Source organism: Yersinia sp. 22-579 (assembly GCF_030433455.1).
Lineage (GTDB): Bacteria > Pseudomonadota > Gammaproteobacteria > Enterobacterales > Enterobacteriaceae > Yersinia > Yersinia enterocolitica.
Genome location: NZ_JAUJTZ010000005.1, coordinates 78,492 through 98,468, shown reverse-complemented (window position 1 = coordinate 98,468; position 19,977 = coordinate 78,492). Strand labels below are relative to the sequence as shown.

Here is a 19,977-nt window from a genome sequence, read left to right as displayed (position 1 = left end):
ATTAATGGGAATACCCTATGATCCCGGAAAAACGAATAATCCGACGTATTCAGTCTGGCGGTTGTGCAATCCATTGCCAGGATTGCAGTATCAGTCAGCTCTGTATTCCTTTTACTTTGAATGAAAATGAGCTGGATCAGCTCGATAATATCATTGAAAGAAAAAAACCTATTCAGAAGGGACAGGCGTTGTTTAAAGCAGGTGATGAGCTTAAATCCCTGTACGCTATCCGTTCCGGGACCATTAAAAGTTACACCATTACCGAAGAAGGTGATGAGCAAATTACCGGCTTCCATCTGGCAGGCGATTTAGTCGGTTTTGATGCTATTAGTAATTTGCAACATCCGAGCTTTGCGCAAGCTCTCGAAACCTCAATGGTTTGCGAAATCCCGTTTGATACCTTAGATGACTTATCCGGTAAAATGCCAAATCTGCGCCAGCAGATGATGCGCCTGATGAGTGGCGAGATTAAAGGTGATCAAGACATGATTTTGCTGCTTTCTAAAAAGAATGCAGAAGAGCGTTTGGCAGCGTTTATTTATAATCTCTCGCGCCGCTTTGCTCAACGTGGCTTCTCACCACGTGAATTCCGCCTCACTATGACGCGGGGTGATATTGGCAACTATTTAGGCCTGACGGTAGAAACCATCAGCCGTTTATTGGGGCGTTTCCAGAAAAGCGATATTCTGAGTGTGAAAGGTAAATACATCACTATCGAGAATACCGAAGCTCTGGCTCAACTGGCGGGAAACCCAAAACCAAGCTGTAATTAATATTATTGCTCTATGACGTCAGTAAATAGGTAGGCGGGGATAGGTACCGGATGTTTGTCGCGGCGCGAGCCGAACGGTATAGCTGCCCCGCCACTTTCTGACTCACAAAATGTGATTTATCAGTCGCCCTCATATCTATATAATTTATCTGGTTTGTGCTCTCACCTGTTCTCTTTCACTTTCATGGTTTACTCTTTAACTAACATACTGTTAATTCACGGTTGTAAGGAGACTCTATGGCAAAGTATCAGAATATTCTGGTTGCTATTGACCCCAATCAGGATGATCAGCCTGCATTAAGGCGTGCAGTTTATCTTGTACGGCGTAATGGTGGCACAATTAAAGCATTTTTGGCTATTTATGACTTGTCCTATGACATGACCACTCTACTGTCGCCTGATGAGCGCACCGCAATGCGCAAAGGGGTTATCAGCCAACGTTCAGCATGGATAAGTGAACAGTGTCGATTTTATCTTGATGAAGGGATACCGATTGAAATCAAAGTGGTATGGCACAATCGGCCCTACGAAGCCATTATTCAGGAAGTCCTGAAATTTAAGCATGATTTATTGCTCAAAATGGCACATCAGCACGACCGCCTCGAATCAATTATCTTCACCCCCACTGACTGGCATTTATTACGTAAATGTCCATGCCCGGTGTGGATGGTCAAAGACCAACCTTGGCCAGAAAATGGTACGGCACTGGTTGCCGTCAATCTCTCAAGTGAAGACCCACTGCATGACCCACTTAATCTGCGTTTAGTTAACGAAACCAGAGAGCTTGCTGAAAATCTCAACCAAACTCCGGTGCACTTGATTAGCGCCTATCCGGTTACCCCGATTAACATTGCCATTGAATTACCTGATTTTGATCCGAGCGTCTATAACGATGCTATTCGTGGCCAACATTTGGTCGCGATGAAAGCATTGCGCCAGCAATTTGGTATTGATGAGAAATTCACTCATGTCGAAAAAGGGTTGCCGGAAGAAGTTATTCCTGATCTGGCGGAACATTTACGGGCTGGGGTGGTAGTTCTGGGTACTTTAGGGCGTACCGGTCTCTCTGCCGCCTTTATCGGGAATACCACGGAACATGTGATCGATCATCTGAAATGTGATTTGTTAGCCATTAAACCGGAAGGCTTTAATTGTCCAGTGGAAAGCAATGAAGATTCTGCGGATGGAGAATAACCGCTTCACCAGCTATTCGTAATTAGAGCAAAAGAAAGGCCACCTTGGTGGCCCTAACGTTAATGACAAAGTGCTCGTAGCGGTGAAAACAGGCAGATCGTAAAGACGCCGTAAACCCTTCCCTGGGGGCTCGAGCCGCGCCTTCCCTGGCGCGGACGCTTTACTCTTCTACCTGTCTTCACCTTGTAAGATCGAAGTGTCGAGGTTTGTCAGCAGTCTGAAGGGCCACCTTAGTGGCCCTTAATCAATACCCTACCGCCATTACAACGCGCGTAAAATGGCTTCCACGCTGTCTTTAGCATCGCCAAATAACATCTGAGTATTGTCTTTGAAGAACAATGGATTTTGGACGCCAGCATAGCCGGTGTTCATTGAGCGTTTGAAGGCAATAACACTTTGCGCTTTCCATACTTCCAGCACAGGCATACCGGCAATCGGGCTGCGAGGATCTTCAAGTGCTGCTGGGTTTACGGTGTCATTAGCGCCAATCACCAGGACCACATCAGTGCTTGGGAAATCATCATTGATCTCGTCCATCTCCAGCACCACGTCGTAAGGTACTTTAGCTTCAGCCAATAAAACGTTCATATGGCCTGGCAAGCGCCCTGCTACTGGGTGAATACCAAAGCGTACTTTGATCCCACGAGCCTGGAGTTTTGCTGTGATTTCAGCAACTGGATACTGTGCCTGTGCCACCGCCATACCATAGCCAGGGGTGATGATGACAGAGCTGGCATTTTTCAGCAGTTCAGCCACTTCCTCAGCATTGGTTTCACGATACTCACCCATTTCTTCAGCATCACCGGTAGAAGAACCATCGGTACCAAAGCCACCGGCAATAACGCTGATGAACGAACGATTCATCGCTTTACACATGATGTACGACAGAATCGCACCAGAAGAACCCACTAACGCACCGGTCACAATCAGCAAATCGTTGCTCAACATGAAACCTGCCGCCGCCGCTGCCCAACCTGAATAGGAGTTCAACATTGAAACGACAACTGGCATATCAGCACCACCAATAGATGCAACCAAATGCCAACCGAAGGCTAAGGCAATCACGGTCATCAATAATAGTGCGACCACTTGCAGCGCAACGCTATCTGTTTTGACAAACATAATCATCAGCAGGAATGAAACAACCAGCGCGACCAGGTTCAATTTATGGCGTTGCGGCAGCATCAGCGGTTTGGATGAGATAATCCCGCGTAATTTACCGAAGGCAACAATAGAACCGGTAAATGTCACCGCACCAATAAAGATCCCCAGGAACACTTCAGTCAGATGGATATTCACCATCACTGCATCCATGACCACTGGGCCATGATCCAGATAGCTGTTAAAGCCAACCAGAACCGCCGCCAGACCGACAAAGCTGTGCAAGATGGCAACCAGCTCCGGCATTTCGGTCATTTCGACTTTTTTCGCCAGATAAATACCAATTGCCCCACCAATCACCATGGCGATGATAATCCAGGCAACGTTACCTGAGTCTGGCCCCAGAATGGTCGCAATAAGCGCGATGGCCATACCGGTCACACCGAAAGTGTTACCTTGTTTGGATGTTTCGTGGCGCGACAGCCCAGCCAAACTGAAAATAAATAAAATCGCAGCAACTATGTACGCAGCTGTAACGAGACCACTAGACATCAGTTACCCCTTCATTTTTGTATAACGTTGTCTTTATAAACATTGTTGTTTTTATAAACATTGTTTTATCCACTCAGCTTTATCAACTTGCGCTTTAGGCAAGTTCGGCCTCATCGAAACCTAGTTTTTACGGAACATTTTCAGCATGCGTTGGGTGACGGTAAAACCACCAAAAATGTTGATGCTGGCGATCAAAACGGCAATAAAGGATAAGAAACTCACCCAGCCACCATGACCAATCTGCAGCAATGCGCCAACGACAATAATGCCGGAAATAGCGTTGGTGACTGACATCAGCGGTGTATGCAGCGCATGGCTGACGTTCCACACCACGTAATATCCGACCACACACGCCAGTGCAAAGACCGTAAAGTGAGATAAAAACTCTTTCGGTGCCACATTGGCCAACCAACCAAATAGCACAATAGCCAGCGCCATCATGATGTATTTAGGCCAAGGCGAGGAAGGTTTAGCCTCTTCTTTGACAATCGGTGCAGCTTTCGCCGCCTGAGGCTGTGCTGATACTTGAATTGGCGGTGCCGGCCAGGTGACTTCACCGGTTTTGACCACCGTAACACCGCGAATCACGGTATCTTCGAAATCAATGTCAATCTCACCATTTTTCTCTTTGCAGAGTAATTTCAGCAAGTTAACCAGGTTAGTGCCATAAAGCTGGGATGACTGTGTTGGCAAGCGACTTGGTAAATCGGTGTAACCAATGATTTTCACGCCATTCTCAGTCACCGTCACTTTGTCGGCCACTGTCAATTCACAGTTGCCACCAGTCTGCGCTGCCAGATCGACAATCACACTACCCGACTTCATTGAAGCAACCATCTCTTTAGTGATCAACCGTGGCGCGGGTTTACCCGGAATCAACGCGGTGGTCACAATGATATCCACTTCAGCCGCTTGCGCTGCAAATAGCGCCATTTCGGCTTTGATAAACGCTTCAGACATGACTTTGGCGTAACCATCGCCACTGCCAGCCTCTTCTTCGAAATCGAGTTCAAGGAATTCAGCGCCCATACTTTGGACTTGTTCTTTCACTTCCGGACGGGTATCGAAAGCGCGAACAATAGCGCCCAAGCTCCCTGCCGCACCGATAGCGGCCAACCCGGCAACACCAGCGCCGATAATCATCACTTTAGCTGGGGGAACTTTACCTGCAGCCGTGATTTGTCCGGTGAAGAAACGGCCAAATTCATGTGCAGCTTCAACAATAGCGCGATAGCCCGCAATGTTAGCCATTGAGCTAAGAGCATCCATTGATTGCGCGCGAGAAATACGCGGCACAGAATCCATTGCTAATACCGTAACCTGACGCTCTGCCAACTTTTGCAGTAATTCCGGGTTCTGAGCCGGCCAGATAAAGCTGACCAAAGTGCTCCCCGCACGCATCAGGGGAATTTCTTCCTCAAGTGGGGCATTCACTTTGAGGATAAGGTCGGATTGCCACACATCGGTGGTATCCGTAATGGTGGCACCCGCATCCTGGTACGCCGCATCGTCAAAACTGGCTAAATGGCCAGCTCCGCTTTCAATCGCCACGGTGAAACCCAGTTTCAGCAATTGTTCTACCGTTTTCGGCGTTGCTGCGACACGGGCTTCATTGGCCAACCGCTCTCTTGGTACACCAATACGCATAATGTTCCCTTTTTTACCTGTCTTTGATGATAAGTATTGCCATGTTCTATTGGGTTACTGACAAACCTGCTTTGTTACGGCTCCCTATAACCTACTGAAAATGTAACTTATGATCCATATCTGTATGCGGTTCTGAAGCAGTTTTTGCACTAAAACTGGCAGGCGGAAAGAACTCTGTATAATTCACTATAAAAATAATATTTACTAGCGGCTTGTCCTGCAACTTTGAGCTAAAATAATAAGCTTTAGTATAATAAGGCAACCCAGTCATAGCGCGGCATTAGGTTAGAAAAATGTAAATAAACAACACTTATGACGTTAAAGGCATTATTCGCAAAGCTTATCCCAATTATTGATGTAACTTGCTATTAGGCCTAGCTTCGAAATTCATATATTTAGCCATATAAATTATTTAGTCATATAAATTGCGGAGACACCCGCCATTATTACATGTAATAATCATCTGCTATTCTGTTACACATCAATTGTTCCGCACGTATCAACGTTAATGCGCAAGGCGAAAGGATTTTTTATGAAGCTGAAATACACGATCATCGCGTCGGCATTGCTATCACTCTCGGCGCTTTCTGCTGCACATGCGGCAAAAGAACTTACACCAGAGCAAGCAGCAGCCATTAAGCCATTTGATCGTATTACTATTACCGGCAGATTTAATGCAATCAATGAAGCCGCTGATGCGGTATCCCGTCGTGCTGATAAATTAGGTGCTGATTCATTCTATATTCAGGATCTGAACAGCAACAATAATGGTGGCAACTGGCGTGTAACGGCCGATGTTTATCATAAAGATGCACAGGAAGTGAGCAAAGATACGCAGTATCGTATCTTCAATGGCATCAAAGAATTACCAAAAACAGAAGCCTACGCCTTGCAACCTTATGACACCGTGTCTGTCAGTGGTTTCTTCCGTAGCCAGCCAGATATTAACGACGCCATTTCCAAAGCTGCGAAAGAGAAAGGAGCATACTCCTTCTTCATCGTGCGCCAGGTTGATGCTAACCAAGGCGGCAACCAGTTTGTGACTGCTTATGTTTATAAACAAGATGCAGCCAAACGTGCGGTACAAAGCCCAGATGTTATTCCTGCAGATTCAGATGCTGGTCGTGCTGCATTAGCCGCTGGCGGCGCTGCTGCTGCAAACGTCGAGATTCCAGGTGTTGCCTCTTCAGGCACGCCAAGTGCTGATGTGGGCCGTTTCTTTGAGACTCAATCATCTACAGGTAAACGTTACACTGTCACCCTGAATGATGGCACCCAGATCCAAGAATTAAACAATACCACTGCCGCGCAGATGGTACCGTTTGATTCTGTGACCTTCAGCGGTCACTACAACAGCATGACCGACGTCTCCCATGAAGTAGCTAAACGTGCTGCTGCCAAAGGTGCGAAGTATTACCATGTTACTCGCCAGTGGCAAAACCAAAGTGGCGGTAACGTGAGTATTAGCGCTGACTTGTTCAAATAAATCTGTTTAAATTCTCACCATAAGGGCAGCCATAGGCTGTCCTTTTTTATATTTTAGTTATGGTGATGAACTTGATGAGTACTGACTGAATAATTTTTTGCCCAAATCGCATAACCAATCATTGCATGATCGCGCCCCACTCCGTAAAATCCTCCGAAAATCTTGGGGCTATTATCTGTCAAGTATCAATAACTTTGCCTCATATAATGCTGCTTACAAGTCAGTAACCATTCATTAATACTCTAAAAACCAGGATCCATAATTGGAAAGAAAACTCGGCCTGACCGCGCTCACTGCGCTGGTTCTCAGCTCAATGCTGGGTGCAGGTGTCTTCAGCCTGCCACAAAATATGGCAGAGGTCGCCAGCCCTGCGGCATTACTTATTGGCTGGAGTATTACCGGCATCGGGATTATTTTTCTGGCGTTTGCCATGTTGCTGCTGACGCGTCTGCGCCCTGATCTGGATGGTGGAATATTCACCTATGCCAAAGAAGGTTTTGGCGACCTTATTGGCTTCTTCTCTGCCTGGGGCTATTGGCTTTGCGCTGTTATTGCCAACGTATCTTATCTGGTGATTGTTTTTGCCGCTTTGAGCTTTTTTACCGATAAATCTGGCGATGTTGTCTTTGGTGAAGGCAATACCTGGCAAGCGCTACTGGGTGCTTCTTTCCTGTTATGGGGGGTTCATGCTCTGGTATTGCGTGGTGTTCAAACAGCCGCCAGTATTAATTTAGCCGCGACACTGGCAAAACTGTTGCCAATCGGCGGCTTTATTGTGTTAGCTGGCCTCGCATTCAGCCTCGATACATTTAGTTTTGATTTTACCGGCCTGGCCCTACACACCCCCGTTTGGCAGCAAGTGAAAGACACTATGCTAATAACGCTGTGGGTTTTCATTGGTGTAGAAGGCGCGGTCGTTGTTTCTGCCAGAGCGCGCAATAAGAAAGATGTAGGCCGGGCAACTATGCTGGCGGTTATCTCAGCTTTATGCGTTTACCTGCTCATTACGTTACTGTCGCTTGGCGTGGTGCCGCGTGCTGAACTCGCGGGGATGCGTAACCCATCAATGGCAGGCATTATGGTTGAGATGATTGGCCCTTGGGGGGAAGTGATTATCGCCACCGGGCTGATTATTTCAGTGTGCGGTGCTTACCTTAGCTGGACCATTATGGCCGCAGAAGTACCGATGGTGGCCGCGAAACATGGCGCATTTCCTAAGATGTTCCAGTATCAGAATAAGCACAATGCTCCGGCAAAATCACTGTGGCTGACTAACTGTGCGGTACAAGTGGCACTGATACTTATCTGGCTGACGGGCAGCAACTACAATACCTTGCTGACAATTGCATCAGAGATGATTTTAGTGCCCTATTTTCTAGTAGGGGCCTTCTTATTTAAGGTGGCTTTAAAACGCCAGGACTGGCGATTAATTATGGCAGCTAGTGGCGCGTGTTTATATGGTTTGTGGCTGATTTATGCCGCTGGCTTGCTGTACCTATTGCTATCCGCTCTGTTATACGCGCCCGGCTTGCTGGTCTTTATTTATGCACGCAAAGGGCATGAAGGTCTTAGGTTACTCAATACGGTGGAGCGTGCGGCTATTGGCCTGGTGCTGATTGCCACTATTCCGGCAACCTGGCTGGTTATGCATTGAACCGAACCGGGTACGCCAGTTAAACTGGCTGCCCATGTGGGCATCTATCGGCAGGTAACTAATGGTGTTCTGTTCCAGATATATCCACAGAGAGACATTCACCCTTTTGGTTTAGCTGCATTGAAGATGGAAATTTTTGTTTGATTTGATCCAATTGTGCGTTTTCTAACGGATAAGGTAATTGGATATCCAACTCTGTAATACCCTGCAGTTCAGCAAGGTGAATCAATCTAATAATATTAGTTTCATCGCTAAGCTGAGTTGATAACACCTGTAATGCCAAGGCGGTAAGCCGCTCCTGAGGTGTTTTCTCCAGTTCCGTTTGGGACTTGACCACCATCCCGAAAATCGGCATGACACCATAAATAGCATCAATAAAACTCCACCGCTTTTTGCAAGAAGCAGCTAAAAACTCCGTGTAATCGAAGCAGACTTTTTCACTGTGTGCTGGCACACCAATGCGTTCGCCACTCATCCCTCAGTCCTTAGCTGATCGATACAGCTATTCATTAATCATAAGTATTGATATATAAACGATGGGCGCAACTAAATAGAGATGACGATACAATCACTTTCATTAATATAATGAAATAATTTGCTAGTTGTCTACCAATCAGTCATTGGCCAGTCATTGGCATGAAGAATAAAGTAACGTGCATAGCATTGCTACCAACAGCGCGCTATGCTGAATCCCGGCATTTTTAAAAACTGAAAAACATGACCAAAATTGTTTTTGTAGAAGACGACCCGGAGGTCGGAAAACTAATTGCAGCCTATCTCGGCAAGCATGATATTGATGTGTTTGTGGAACCGCGTGGAGATACAGCTCAAGCGGTTATTGAACATCAACAGCCCGACCTGGTGTTGCTCGATATTATGTTGCCCGGCAAAGATGGGATGACGTTGTGCCGCGATTTACGACCAAGCTATGACGGCCCGATCGTGCTGCTAACCTCACTTGACAGTGATATGAACCATATCCTTTCTCTGGAAATGGGCGCGAATGACTATATCCTGAAAACTACGCCTCCCGCCGTGTTGTTGGCAAGGTTACGTTTGCATTTACGTCAACATAATCAGCAACAAACCAAAGAAACGCCCCATGTTCCACTCACTGGGCATAATGCCATTCACTTTGGTTTACTTTGCATCGACCCGGTTAATAGGCAAGTCAATCTCGGCGATGAAGAGATTACATTATCGACTTCAGATTTTGATCTGTTGTGGGAACTCGCGACACATGCCGGCATCATCATGGACAGGGAAGCATTATTGAAAAATTTGCGGGGCGTCAGTTATGACGGGATGGATCGCAGTATCGATGTGGCTATTTCGCGTTTACGCCGCAAACTCCATGACAATGCCCTCGAGCCTTTTAGAATCAAAACAGTGCGCAATAAAGGCTATTTATTCGCCCCCAATGCCTGGGAGTCAGTGCAGCAATGAGGAAGCTATTTATTCAGTTTTTCTTATTGCTGTTCGTCTGCTTTATGGTGATGGCGATGCTGGTTGGCTTAGTTTATAAAGTCACGGCTGAACGCGCTGGCCGCCAGTCATTAGATGATTTGATGAAAAGCTCTCTGTCATTGATGCGCAGTGAGTTACGAGAAATTCCGCTAAAAGATTGGAATAAAACCATCGCCACGTTGGATTTGAATCTCTCTTTTCAATTACATATTGAACCTCTTGATAAACGGGATCTGGGCGAAAGATTAAATAAGCGCCTGCGTGCTGGTGAAATCATTGCCTTGGATGATGAATACACCTTCCTACAACGGATCCCCCGCAGCCACTATGTCTTGGCTGTAGGCCCGGTTCCCTATCTGTTTTATTTGCACCAAATGCGGCTACTGGATTTAATCTTGCTCATCCTGATTGGTCTCTCTTTGGCGCTGCCGGTGTTCCTGTGGATGCGCCCTCACTGGAAAGACTTGCTGAAACTAGAGAATGCCGCCCAGCGGCTTGGGGCCGGACATCTGGACGAACGGACACATTTTGATCCCACCTCCAGCCTAAGCCGTTTAGGCGTCGCGTTTAACCAAATGGCCGACAACATCAGCACATTGATAGTCAGTAAGAAGCTGCTTATTGATGGAATTGCTCACGAGTTACGCACCCCACTTGTTCGCTTGCGCTATCGACTAGCCATGAGTGATAACCTGACTGAAAGCGAACAACTGGCGTTGAATCATGATATTGGCCAGTTAGAGGCCCTGATTGACGAATTGCTAACCTATGCTCGGCTGGATCGCCCCCAAGTCGCGCTCAATCTTGAACCTATAGACTTACCGGCGTGGCTCAGCGCAAAAGTAGCAGATATGCGTTTGATTCATAGTGAGCGTGAGATAGAGCTCGACATACCTCATCGCGGCGACTTTGGTGCAGTCGATCTACGTCTAATGGAAAGAGTATTGGATAATCTGGTCAATAACGCCCTGCGCTACTCGACTCAGCGATTACGTATTGGCTTGTGGTTTGACGGCAATAACGCATGTTTACAAGTTGAAGATGACGGGCCGGGCATTCCCTTAGAAGAACGCGCACGCGTATTTGAACCATTTGTTCGGCTGGATCCTAGTCGGGATCGTGCAACAGGTGGCTGTGGATTGGGTCTGGCAATCGTCCATTCCATCGCACAAGCATATCAGGGCAGCATTTCCGTCGATGCCAGTTCGCTGGGCGGTGCCAGTTTCCGATTTTGCTGGCCGGTGAAAGAGCTTTATTCACTCACTATCGACCAAGATAGCCCTAACTAATAGTTTTGCCTAAACTCTAGCCTTAATAAAACAAGTCAGCCTATATGCTCTAAATAATTCAAGTTGCAGGAAAGCGGCAATCGAACCAATACAAGCCGCCAACGGATATACAGCTCGAAGAATGGCGAGAATAGTTTAAATGGAGTACTTAATGACTACAGCTTATCAATCCCTGCGCACTACATTCACCCGCCTTTCCCGCTTTGAGCACTTATCCGCCATTGCTGGGTGGGATATGCAAACAATGATGCCGCCCAAAGGAAATCTTGCTCGCTCAGAGGCGATGGCTGAGCTAAATGTGCTGCAACACCAGATTCTGACGGCCAAACAGGTTGGCGAGTGGTTGCAGCAAGCGGAACAAGAGACTCTGGATGATATTGAGCTGGCTAATCTGCGTGAGATGCGGCGGCATTACAATAATGCGGTGTTACTACCTGAGGCTTTGGTTGAGGCAAAATCATTAGCAGGTGCTCGATGCGAGCACGCATGGCGACAGCAGCGTATCGCAAATGACTGGCACGGTTTTGCTGAAAATCTACGTGAAGTGGTCAAGTTAAGTCGTCAAGAAGCGTCGATCAGAGCTCAAGCTGCTGGGACATCGCGCTATGACGCTTTGTTGAATTTATATGAGCCGGGAATAAATAGTGCTGATTTGGACCGTATCTTTGGCGATCTTAAACAATGGCTACCCACGTTATTGCAAAAAGTGATCGCTAAACAAGAAAATGAAACCTGCTTGATACCACAAGGGCCATTTGATCTGGAAAAACAGCGTCAACTTGGACTGAGTGTGATGAAAGTATTGGGCTTCGATTTTGATGGTGGACGAGTCGACGTCAGTGTGCACCCATTCTGCGGAGGTGTTCCTCAGGATGTACGCATCACTACTCGTTATAATGAACAAGAATTTCTCAGTGCGTTAATGGGGATTGTTCATGAAACGGGTCATGCGAGGTATGAGCAAAATTTACCCCGTGAATGGTTGGGGCAGCCTATATCGCACGCACGCTCTACTGCAATTCACGAATCCCAAAGCTTACTGTTTGAAATGCAATTAGCTCGCAGCAAGGAGTTTCTGCAAGTCATCCGCCCTCTGGTTATACAGCAATTTGGAGAGCAACCTGCGTTTGATGAGCAAAACTTCACCGCCTTGAATCAACGTGTCAAGACCGGTTTTATCCGGGTTGATGCTGATGAAGTCAGCTACCCTGCCCACGTAATTTTGCGCTATGAAATTGAAAAAGCATTGATTAGTGGTGAAATCGAGGTAGATGATATCCCCACGCTGTGGAATGAGAAGATGCAGCAATATCTGGGGATAAACACTGAAGGAAATTATCGCTATGGGTGCATGCAAGATATTCATTGGACGGATGGTGCCTTTGGTTATTTCCCAACTTATACCCTGGGTGCCATGTATGCTGCTCAACTTTTCCAAACTGCGCGTGGCGCTATTCCTGAATTAGATAGCAATATTGCCAACGGTGATTTGAACCCACTATTCAGTTGGTTACAGAAAAATATCTGGCAACACGGAAGCCGTTACTCAACCGCTGAGTTGATTACCAAAGCAACCGGTGAATCACTTAACCCTCGTTTTTTCCGCGAGCACTTAGAACGCCGTTATTTATAATTATCTTTGACCTCAGATTTTTCACTTCGATACTGCCCTTCCTTTAAGGAGGCAGTATCGTCCTGTTGAACATAAATTCCGTGTTAGCCACAAATTTGCATGTACCTAAAGAGATCATTTTTCAGATAACAACCTAATGTATGTTGTAACTAATTTAGGGTAAAGGTTATCCTAGCTATTCTTATTCCTCTCAGCTTCCATGCTATCTATGCAATAAAATGCATTTAACGATATGCCATAAAGTTGACTATTCGTCATAACAATCGGCTCTGTACAATCGGTTACAAGCCGAAACCAATGACTCACGGAAGCCATTAATCATTTACCCTATTCTCATTACAACGACCCAACGGGGCCGATATACAAACAGAACACTGAGGAATAAATCATGAAAACAGTATTAGCTCTGATTGTTGCTGCAACTTTGGGTATGTCTTCTATTGCATTCGCAGCCGATACCGTTGCAGCAGCGGCTCCAATGGCTACGGCACCAGCGGCCCATAGTGCTCCTGCCAAAAATATGCATCACAAAAAAGCGACAAAATCGGTGAAAAAAGCCGACAAAGCCGCCCCGATGCAAAAAGCGCAAGCCGCTAAGAAACATCACAAAAAAACGACGCACACTAAATCTGCCCCAGCAGCAGTGCCCGCCGCAAAATAAAGTCGAGAAGATAGCTGAAGCCAGCTCTTTAGATTGACCTGCAACAACTTCACTCGCTCAACACCCGGTTCTCCGGGTGTTTTTTATCAGGAGTGCTGATAATGCTGCGCCGTTATTTATTTGAAATCACTCTGGCAACATTAATTATGTGCGGCCTGATCGCACTGTTTTTTTATTTATAGTGCATATCCGTAATGCTTCAAGCAGCATGTGCATTACTTAGAGTATAAGCGACTTATACCGCGCTAAAATTATCGAAAAATCAAATACTGGCAACATACTACATAGCTAATTGTGTCTATAGTTATCAATGGGGAGGCTTGTGATTAACAGCTTAACCAGTAGGTCTCAGGTTTGTGAATAAATACCCCTCTAGGGAATAAGGCAGGCTAATTATTTATGCGTTTATCTTCATTATTGCTATTAAGTCTGTTACCTCTTTCCGTGGCTCATGCACTTCCCCTCACTGACACGTCAAATGACGACAGTAATATTGCTGATCAGACCACCCTATTTTTTGGTAAAGATGATCGTACTGCGGTCACTAATGGCTCTCAATGGCCATGGCAAGCCATCGGTCAAGTTGAGACAGCCAGTGGCAATCTTTGTACTGCGACATTAATCTCCCCTCGCCTCGCACTTACCGCTGGGCATTGTGTATTAGCACCTCCAGGAAAGATTGATCGTGCTGTGGCCTTACGGTTTATTTCGCACAACGGCCATTGGAAGTATCAAATTACGAGTCTGGAAACGCTGGTTGATGCCAAGTTGGGTAAGAAACTCAAACCTGACGGCGACGGCTGGATAGTTCCACCCGCAGCAGCTGCATATGACTATGCTCTTATTCGATTAACTAATAAAAAACCACTCCCTATCAAGCCGTTACCATTGTGGGATGGAACCGCTAATGAATTGACTCAAGCACTTAAACAAGTTGACCGTAAAATAACACAAGCGGGTTATCCACTTGACCACCTGGATACCCTCTATAGCCATGAAGATTGCCTGATCACCGGTTGGGCGCAGCAAGGTGTACTTTCTCATCAATGCGATACATTACCAGGTGATAGCGGCTCGCCCTTGTTGCTGAAAAATGGCGAGAAATGGTCTTTGATTGCCATTCAAAGTTCAGCTCCCGCCGCTAAAGACCGTTATTTAGCAGATAACCGGGCTTTAGCGGTCACAGCCATAAAAGACCGGTTAAAAACGCTCGCTAATAAGGCGGCTAAAACAAGCAAATAGTCATGTCTCAATCCGGAAAAGGCATTGATGGATTAACAACGAACCTAACAGCCACTACTCCTTACTGGTACAACGGGGCTTTTGAGTAAATTTAAAAACAAAAGTCCCACCTAATGCTGCGGCATATCGACTCAACGTCGTGAGATTAGGCGAAATGATACCTTTTTCCATCCGACTGATATTTTGTTTCCTCAACCCCGCTCTCCGGGCAATGTCTTCTTGAGTCAAATTGCATCGCTGGCGGGCAGCCTTGAGCTCCGTCATCATTGCTTGCCTAATCTGCAAGTCAGAATACGCTTCATTTACCTGAGGGTGATTTAAAGCGTTCGCTTTAACCTCAGAAAAAGGAAGAATGTCAAAATCATCTTGTTTTTTCATGGCAGCAATCTCCGTTTGAGTTCCTTCATACGCTGATAAGCCAACATCAGTGTCCGTCTTGAGGCCTTTTGCGTTTTCTTCTGCAAGATATGAATGATATAAACCTGCCGATCTGCCTGGTAAAAGAAAAAACCACGCCCGCAACCTTCCTTAGCACTGACCCTCAATTCTTTCAGCCCTTTTCCTATATCCCGCACTACAGGTTCTCTCAACTCATGACCATAAACTTCTAACTCATCAAGAGCCTTAATCAGAGCCGCTTGTATCCCCGCAGGTAATTTAAACAATTCTTTTTGTGCCAACCTCAACAAACTAATCGTATACATAAGCAATCCCTGCTCCCGAAAAACTCTATCAAACTCACCAAATGTAATCAAATATGGTGACCCATAATCAGACAAACTTTGAGCAAGCCGCCTGAATACCATGGCAGATATAGCCGTAGTTGAAGGCCTAAGGCAATAATGTTGCGGCGCATTAGAGGAGTTAATTGATAGTTTTCGAGAGGCTTCGCATGAAAATCAGTAAATTTCATCGATTACATATTTGAGACACCAATGAGAGGATTTAGATTATATAAATACTGCCGTAAAGTGGGATCTAGCGGTCGAAAAGCTCCGCGCCTGAGCCATTATCTCAGGCGCGGAGTCCTCTTGATTAGCCATTAAGCAGAAAGTTGTTCGATAGTCTGTAAAATACGCTTATCTGATATGGGGTATGGTGTTCCCAATTGTTGGGCAAATAGACTCACGCGTAGCTCTTCAATCATCCAACGAACTTCTTTAACATCTTCATCTTGTTGACGTTTAGGCGGCAATTTGTTGAGCCATTGCTGCCACATCTGTTGTACATGTTCCACCCGTTGCATTTGGGCACGATCACGATGAGGATCTACGGCTAACTTCTCCATCCGTCGCTCAATGGCGTGCAGATAGCGCAATGTATCCGGTAAGCGTTTCCAACCATTATTGGTGACAAACCCGCGGTAAATCAGGCCGCCAAGCTGTGCTTTGATATCGGAAAGCGCTAATGCTTGCGAGATGTCGACCCGACCTTTTAAACGTTTATTAATGCTGAATACGGTAGTCAGGATCTGTTCAACTTGTTTGGCAATATCCACAACAGTATCGTTTAATTCGGCCCGAACTTTTTCTTGTAGCTGAGCGAAATCAGCCTCTTGCCATACCGGCCCACCATATTGCGCGACAAGTTTATCCACCCCACAAGCAATGCAATCATCAATTAGATCCATCACTTTGCCATAAGTATTGAAATAGAGACCGAGTTTGGATTTGTTCGGCAACTTTTCATGTAAATACTTAATCGGAGAAGGGATATTTAGCAGCAATAAACGGCGTGTCCCCTGCCACATGGCCTGTTGCTGCTGGGCTTCTGTGTCAAATAAGCGAATCGCGACACTGTCTTTTTCATCCACCAATGCCGGGTATGCTTTGACTTCGTATCCTCCCCGGCGTTGCTCGTAGCACACCGGAAGTGAGCCGAAGCTCCAGATATGTAAGTTATTTTGCTCAATACCGTCATCGGCAACCGCTGAGAGAGTCTCTTGTACTTTATCCTGGAGTTGGAGCTTCAAGGCAGCAAGGTCTTTCCCCTCACGCAAAGTTCGGTTTTTATCATCCAGCACGCGGAACGTCATTTTTAGGTGGTCGGGAACTTGCTCCCACTGCCAGCTTTCGCGTGACACTGTCACCCCAGTCATGCGACGTAACTCGCGCTCTAATGCATCCAGCAGACTGGTTTCCAACGGGGTTACCCGTGCTAAGAATGCCTCGGCATAATTAGGCGCCGGCACAAAATTGCGGCGAACCGGCTTAGGTAATGACTTGATTAACGCCACCACCAGCTCACGGCGGATCCCCGGAATTTGCCAGTCAAACCCCTCTTCCTGAACCTGATTCAGGATAGGCAGCGGGATATGGACAGTGACCCCATCAGCATCCGTACCGGGTTCAAATTGATAGGAAAGCCGTAGTTTGAGTGCCCCTTGATACCAAAAGTTCGGATAATCCAATGGGTTAACTTTGTTTGCACCATCCTTGATAAGCATGGTTTTTTCAAAGTTGAGCAACTCCGGCTGGGTCTGGCTGGTTTTCTTCCACCAGCTATCAAAATGACGTGCGGAAATAACATCACGGCTAATACGCTGGTCATAGAAGTTAAACAATGTCTCGTCATCAACCAGAATGTCGCGGCGGCGAGATTTGTGCTCCAATTCTTCAACTTCAGCCAATAGCTTTAAATTAGCGCGGAAGAAAGCATGGCGCGTCTGCCAATCCCCTTCAACCAAGCCATGACGGATAAATAACTCGCGACACAGCGGCGGATCAATTGGCCCATAGTTGATCTTGCGCTCAGTGACGATAGGCAACCCGAATAAGGTCACTTTCTCACTGGCCATCACCGCCCCTTGCGCTTTCTCCCAATGCGGGTCGCTATAGTGATGTTTAACCAAGTGCTGTGCCAAGGGTTCGATCCATTCCGGTTCGATACGAGCAGCAATGCGCCCCCATAAGCGGCTGGTTTCGACCAATTCGGCCACCATGCACCACTTTGGCGGTTTTTTGAATAAACCGGAGCCAGGGAAGATGGCAAAACGGGCATTGCGCGCACCTGTATACTCTTGCTTTTCAACGTCTTTCTGGCCGATATGTGATAGTAATCCGGTCAGAATGGCCGTATGAACACTGCGATAGTCTGCGGCGACGCTATTGACCGGAATACCCAGCTCTTTCACCACCTGACGCAGTTGGGTATAGATATCCTGCCATTCGCGCACCCGCAAATAGTTCAGGAAATCGCTACGGCATAATTTACGGAATTGCGCCGATGATAGTTCTTTTTGCTGCTCTTTCAGGTAATCCCATAGATTAACAAATGCAAGGAAATCAGAGTCTTTATCGGCAAAACGTCGATGTTTTTCATCAGAGGCTTGTTGTTTATCCATCGGACGTTCACGCGGATCCTGGATAGACAATGCCGAGGTGATGATCATCAATTCCCGCACACTGCCACTTTTCTGGGCTTCCAATACCATTCGAGCCAAACGGGGATCAACCGGTAATTGGGCCAATTGACGACCTAGCGGTGTTAATTGTTGATGGCCGTTACTGGCCGTTTGGATAGCCCCTAGCTCCTCCAGCAGCCGCACACCATCTTGAATGTTGCGCTTGTCCGGTGCTTCCACAAATGGGAAGGCCGCGATATCCCCTAACCCTAATGAGGTCATTTGCAGGATAACGGAGGCCAAATTGGTACGCAGAATTTCCGGATCAGTGAATTCAGGGCGTGAAAGGAAATCTTGTTCGGAATAAAGACGGATACAGATACCGTCAGAGACACGGCCACAGCGGCCTTTACGCTGATTAGCCGAGGCTTGAGAAACCGGTTCAATCGGCAACCGTTGAACTTTAGTACGGAAACTATAGCGGCTAATACGTGCAGTTCCGGGATCGATGACATACTTAATGCCCGGCACGGTGAGTGAAGTTTCCGCCACGTTAGTCGCCAGCACAATGCGCCGCCCATGATGAGACTGAAACACCCTATTCTGCTCACTATTGGATAAGCGAGCATACAGCGGCAGCACTTCGGTATGAGGCAAATTCTGCTTCATCAGCGCGTCAGCAGTATCACGAATTTCCCGCTCGCCACTCATAAATATCAGGATATCGCCGGGGCTTTCACGCCCCAATTCATCTACCGCATCAAAAATGGCCTGTAACTGATCACGCTCAACATCATCGGCATCATCCACGATCGGCCGATAGCGCACTTCCACCGGATAGGTACGGCCAGAGACTTCGATAATGGGCGCATTATTGAAATGGCTAGAAAAGCGCTGCGGATCAATGGTCGCCGAAGTGATAATAACTTTCAGATCAGGGCGCTTTGGCAATAACTCCCGCAAATACCCCAAGATGAAATCAATGTTCAGGCTGCGCTCATGCGCCTCATCAATAATCAAGGTGTCATATTGCATCAGCAGACGGTCTTGCTGAATTTCAGCCAGCAAAATACCGTCAGTCATCAACTTAACAAGGGTGTTCTCACCCACTTGATCATTAAATCGCACTTTATAACCGACACAGCCGCCCAGTGAGGTGTCTAGCTCATCAGCAATACGATTTGCCACGGTACGCGCGGCAAGGCGGCGCGGCTGGGTATGACCAATAAGTCCTTTGACACCACGCCCTAACTCCAGGCAGATTTTCGGTAATTGTGTGGTTTTACCAGAACCGGTTTCACCGGCAACAATCACCACCTGATTATCGCGAATAGCATTATAGATATCTTGTTTCTTCTGACTGACCGGCAAATTCTCGGGATACGAGATAGCCGGACACGCCGCCCGCCGACTGTTAACCCGCTGCATTGCAGTGGCAATCTCAGTTTCGATTTCGCGGGTAATCGCCTCTACGGCCTCGGGATTATGGACTTTTCGTGCGCCTTGCAGCCGACGCCGCATACGCTGTTGGTCACGGAGCATCAACTCACCGAGTTGGGAGGATAATGCTGCGAGCGAAGATTTCACGTTCAATATTCCTTGTTGCGATGCGGCTGAGACTCAAGGTGTCAGCTCAATGATTTCATGCTATGAATTTGATTAGCCATTGTTTTTTATTAATTGATGTCAATTTTCGATCGGCTAATCCTCTACGAGTAATCCATAGTTTTTAATTATATATACCCTTGTCATATAGGGTAACACAGCCAGGGTTGGTGCTGTAACCGGCGGATACTGAGCTATCTGATTATCATCATTCAATAAAATCGAACAAAGAACGCAAAATATTGCGCTATCACTGATAGAAAAAGTTGAATAAAGTGTATCTCATTGAAAGGGCGTACCGCCTAAGTCTCTGTTACCTGTTAAGGAATTA

Annotated in this window: 15 protein-coding genes; 9 read left to right on the top strand and 6 right to left on the bottom strand. The window is 46.7% G+C overall.

Annotated elements, in window-relative coordinates:
* Nucleotides 1–17: 17 nt before the first annotated feature.
* Entirely contained in the window at nucleotides 18–773 is a 756-nt protein-coding gene (locus QSV56_RS07715) for an FNR family transcription factor (RefSeq protein WP_005160911.1), read from the top strand.
* A 236-nt stretch (nucleotides 774–1,009) separates the two neighbouring features.
* Complete coding sequence (uspE, locus tag QSV56_RS07710; protein WP_019079393.1) at nucleotides 1,010–1,966, top strand: universal stress protein UspE; 957 nt, start codon at nucleotides 1,010–1,012, stop codon at nucleotides 1,964–1,966.
* A 261-nt stretch (nucleotides 1,967–2,227) separates the two neighbouring features.
* On the opposite strand, the gene pntB is transcribed toward uspE, so the two are convergent.
* Both pntB and pntA read right to left on the bottom strand, forming a co-directional pair.
* Nucleotides 2,228–3,619 carry a Re/Si-specific NAD(P)(+) transhydrogenase subunit beta gene (gene pntB, locus QSV56_RS07705; RefSeq protein WP_005169667.1) on the bottom strand — a complete coding sequence of 464 codons (1,392 nt, stop codon included), beginning with the start codon at nucleotides 3,617–3,619 and terminating at the stop codon, nucleotides 2,228–2,230.
* Nucleotides 3,620–3,739: 120 nt separating this feature from the next.
* Nucleotides 3,740–5,266 (bottom strand): Re/Si-specific NAD(P)(+) transhydrogenase subunit alpha, encoded by a 1,527-nt coding sequence (gene pntA, locus QSV56_RS07700; RefSeq protein ID WP_019079392.1) that lies wholly within the window; start codon nucleotides 5,264–5,266, stop codon nucleotides 3,740–3,742.
* A 532-nt stretch (nucleotides 5,267–5,798) separates the two neighbouring features.
* Between pntA and ydgH the strand changes: the two genes are divergently transcribed.
* Entirely contained in the window at nucleotides 5,799–6,752 is a 954-nt protein-coding gene (ydgH, locus tag QSV56_RS07695) for a DUF1471 family protein YdgH (protein WP_019079391.1), read from the top strand.
* Nucleotides 6,753–7,014: 262 nt separating this feature from the next.
* Nucleotides 7,015–8,406 (top strand): amino acid permease, encoded by a 1,392-nt coding sequence (locus QSV56_RS07690; protein ID WP_019079390.1) that lies wholly within the window; start codon nucleotides 7,015–7,017, stop codon nucleotides 8,404–8,406.
* Between the two features lie 58 nt (nucleotides 8,407–8,464).
* Here QSV56_RS07690 and QSV56_RS07685 read toward each other — a convergent pair whose 3' ends face one another.
* Nucleotides 8,465–8,881, bottom strand: a complete 417-nt coding sequence (locus tag QSV56_RS07685; protein WP_019079389.1) for a hypothetical protein — start codon at nucleotides 8,879–8,881, stop codon at nucleotides 8,465–8,467.
* Nucleotides 8,882–9,123: 242 nt separating this feature from the next.
* On the opposite strand from QSV56_RS07685, the gene rstA reads away from it, so the two are divergent.
* The 5 genes from rstA to QSV56_RS07660 all read left to right on the top strand — a co-directional run bounded on the left by rstA (nucleotide 9,124) and on the right by QSV56_RS07660 (nucleotide 14,698).
* The gene (gene rstA / locus QSV56_RS07680; protein WP_026018216.1) at nucleotides 9,124–9,852 is read left to right on the top strand and encodes a two-component system response regulator RstA; all 729 of its coding nucleotides are present in this window, start codon (nucleotides 9,124–9,126) and stop codon (nucleotides 9,850–9,852) included.
* Nucleotides 9,849–11,162, top strand: coding sequence for a two-component system sensor histidine kinase RstB (rstB, locus tag QSV56_RS07675; protein WP_046695010.1), 1,314 nt, complete (start codon nucleotides 9,849–9,851; stop codon nucleotides 11,160–11,162). The genes rstA and rstB overlap by 4 nt, the downstream gene beginning before the upstream one ends.
* 151 nt (nucleotides 11,163–11,313) lie before the next feature.
* Nucleotides 11,314–12,795 (top strand): carboxypeptidase M32, encoded by a 1,482-nt coding sequence (locus tag QSV56_RS07670; protein ID WP_301211770.1) that lies wholly within the window; start codon nucleotides 11,314–11,316, stop codon nucleotides 12,793–12,795.
* A 388-nt stretch (nucleotides 12,796–13,183) separates the two neighbouring features.
* Nucleotides 13,184–13,456, top strand: coding sequence for an acid resistance repetitive basic protein Asr (gene asr, locus QSV56_RS07665; protein WP_046050943.1), 273 nt, complete (start codon nucleotides 13,184–13,186; stop codon nucleotides 13,454–13,456).
* 399 nt (nucleotides 13,457–13,855) lie between these two features.
* Nucleotides 13,856–14,698: a serine protease gene (locus QSV56_RS07660; RefSeq protein ID WP_019079385.1), complete on the top strand. Its 843-nt coding sequence runs from the start codon at nucleotides 13,856–13,858 to the stop codon at nucleotides 14,696–14,698.
* Nucleotides 14,699–14,752: 54 nt separating this feature from the next.
* Here the strand turns inward: QSV56_RS07660 and QSV56_RS07655 are convergent, their stop codons facing one another.
* The 3 genes from QSV56_RS07655 to hrpA form a co-directional block, all read right to left on the bottom strand.
* The gene (locus QSV56_RS07655; protein ID WP_019079384.1) at nucleotides 14,753–15,076 is read right to left on the bottom strand and encodes a helix-turn-helix domain-containing protein; all 324 of its coding nucleotides are present in this window, start codon (nucleotides 15,074–15,076) and stop codon (nucleotides 14,753–14,755) included.
* Complete coding sequence (locus QSV56_RS07650) at nucleotides 15,073–15,402, bottom strand: type II toxin-antitoxin system RelE/ParE family toxin (protein WP_019079383.1); 330 nt, start codon at nucleotides 15,400–15,402, stop codon at nucleotides 15,073–15,075. Before QSV56_RS07650 ends, QSV56_RS07655 begins: the two co-directional genes overlap by 4 nt.
* Nucleotides 15,403–15,740: 338 nt before the next feature.
* Nucleotides 15,741–19,628 (bottom strand): ATP-dependent RNA helicase HrpA, encoded by a 3,888-nt coding sequence (hrpA, locus tag QSV56_RS07645; RefSeq protein WP_071843377.1) that lies wholly within the window; start codon nucleotides 19,626–19,628, stop codon nucleotides 15,741–15,743.
* Nucleotides 19,629–19,977: the final 349 nt, after the last annotated feature.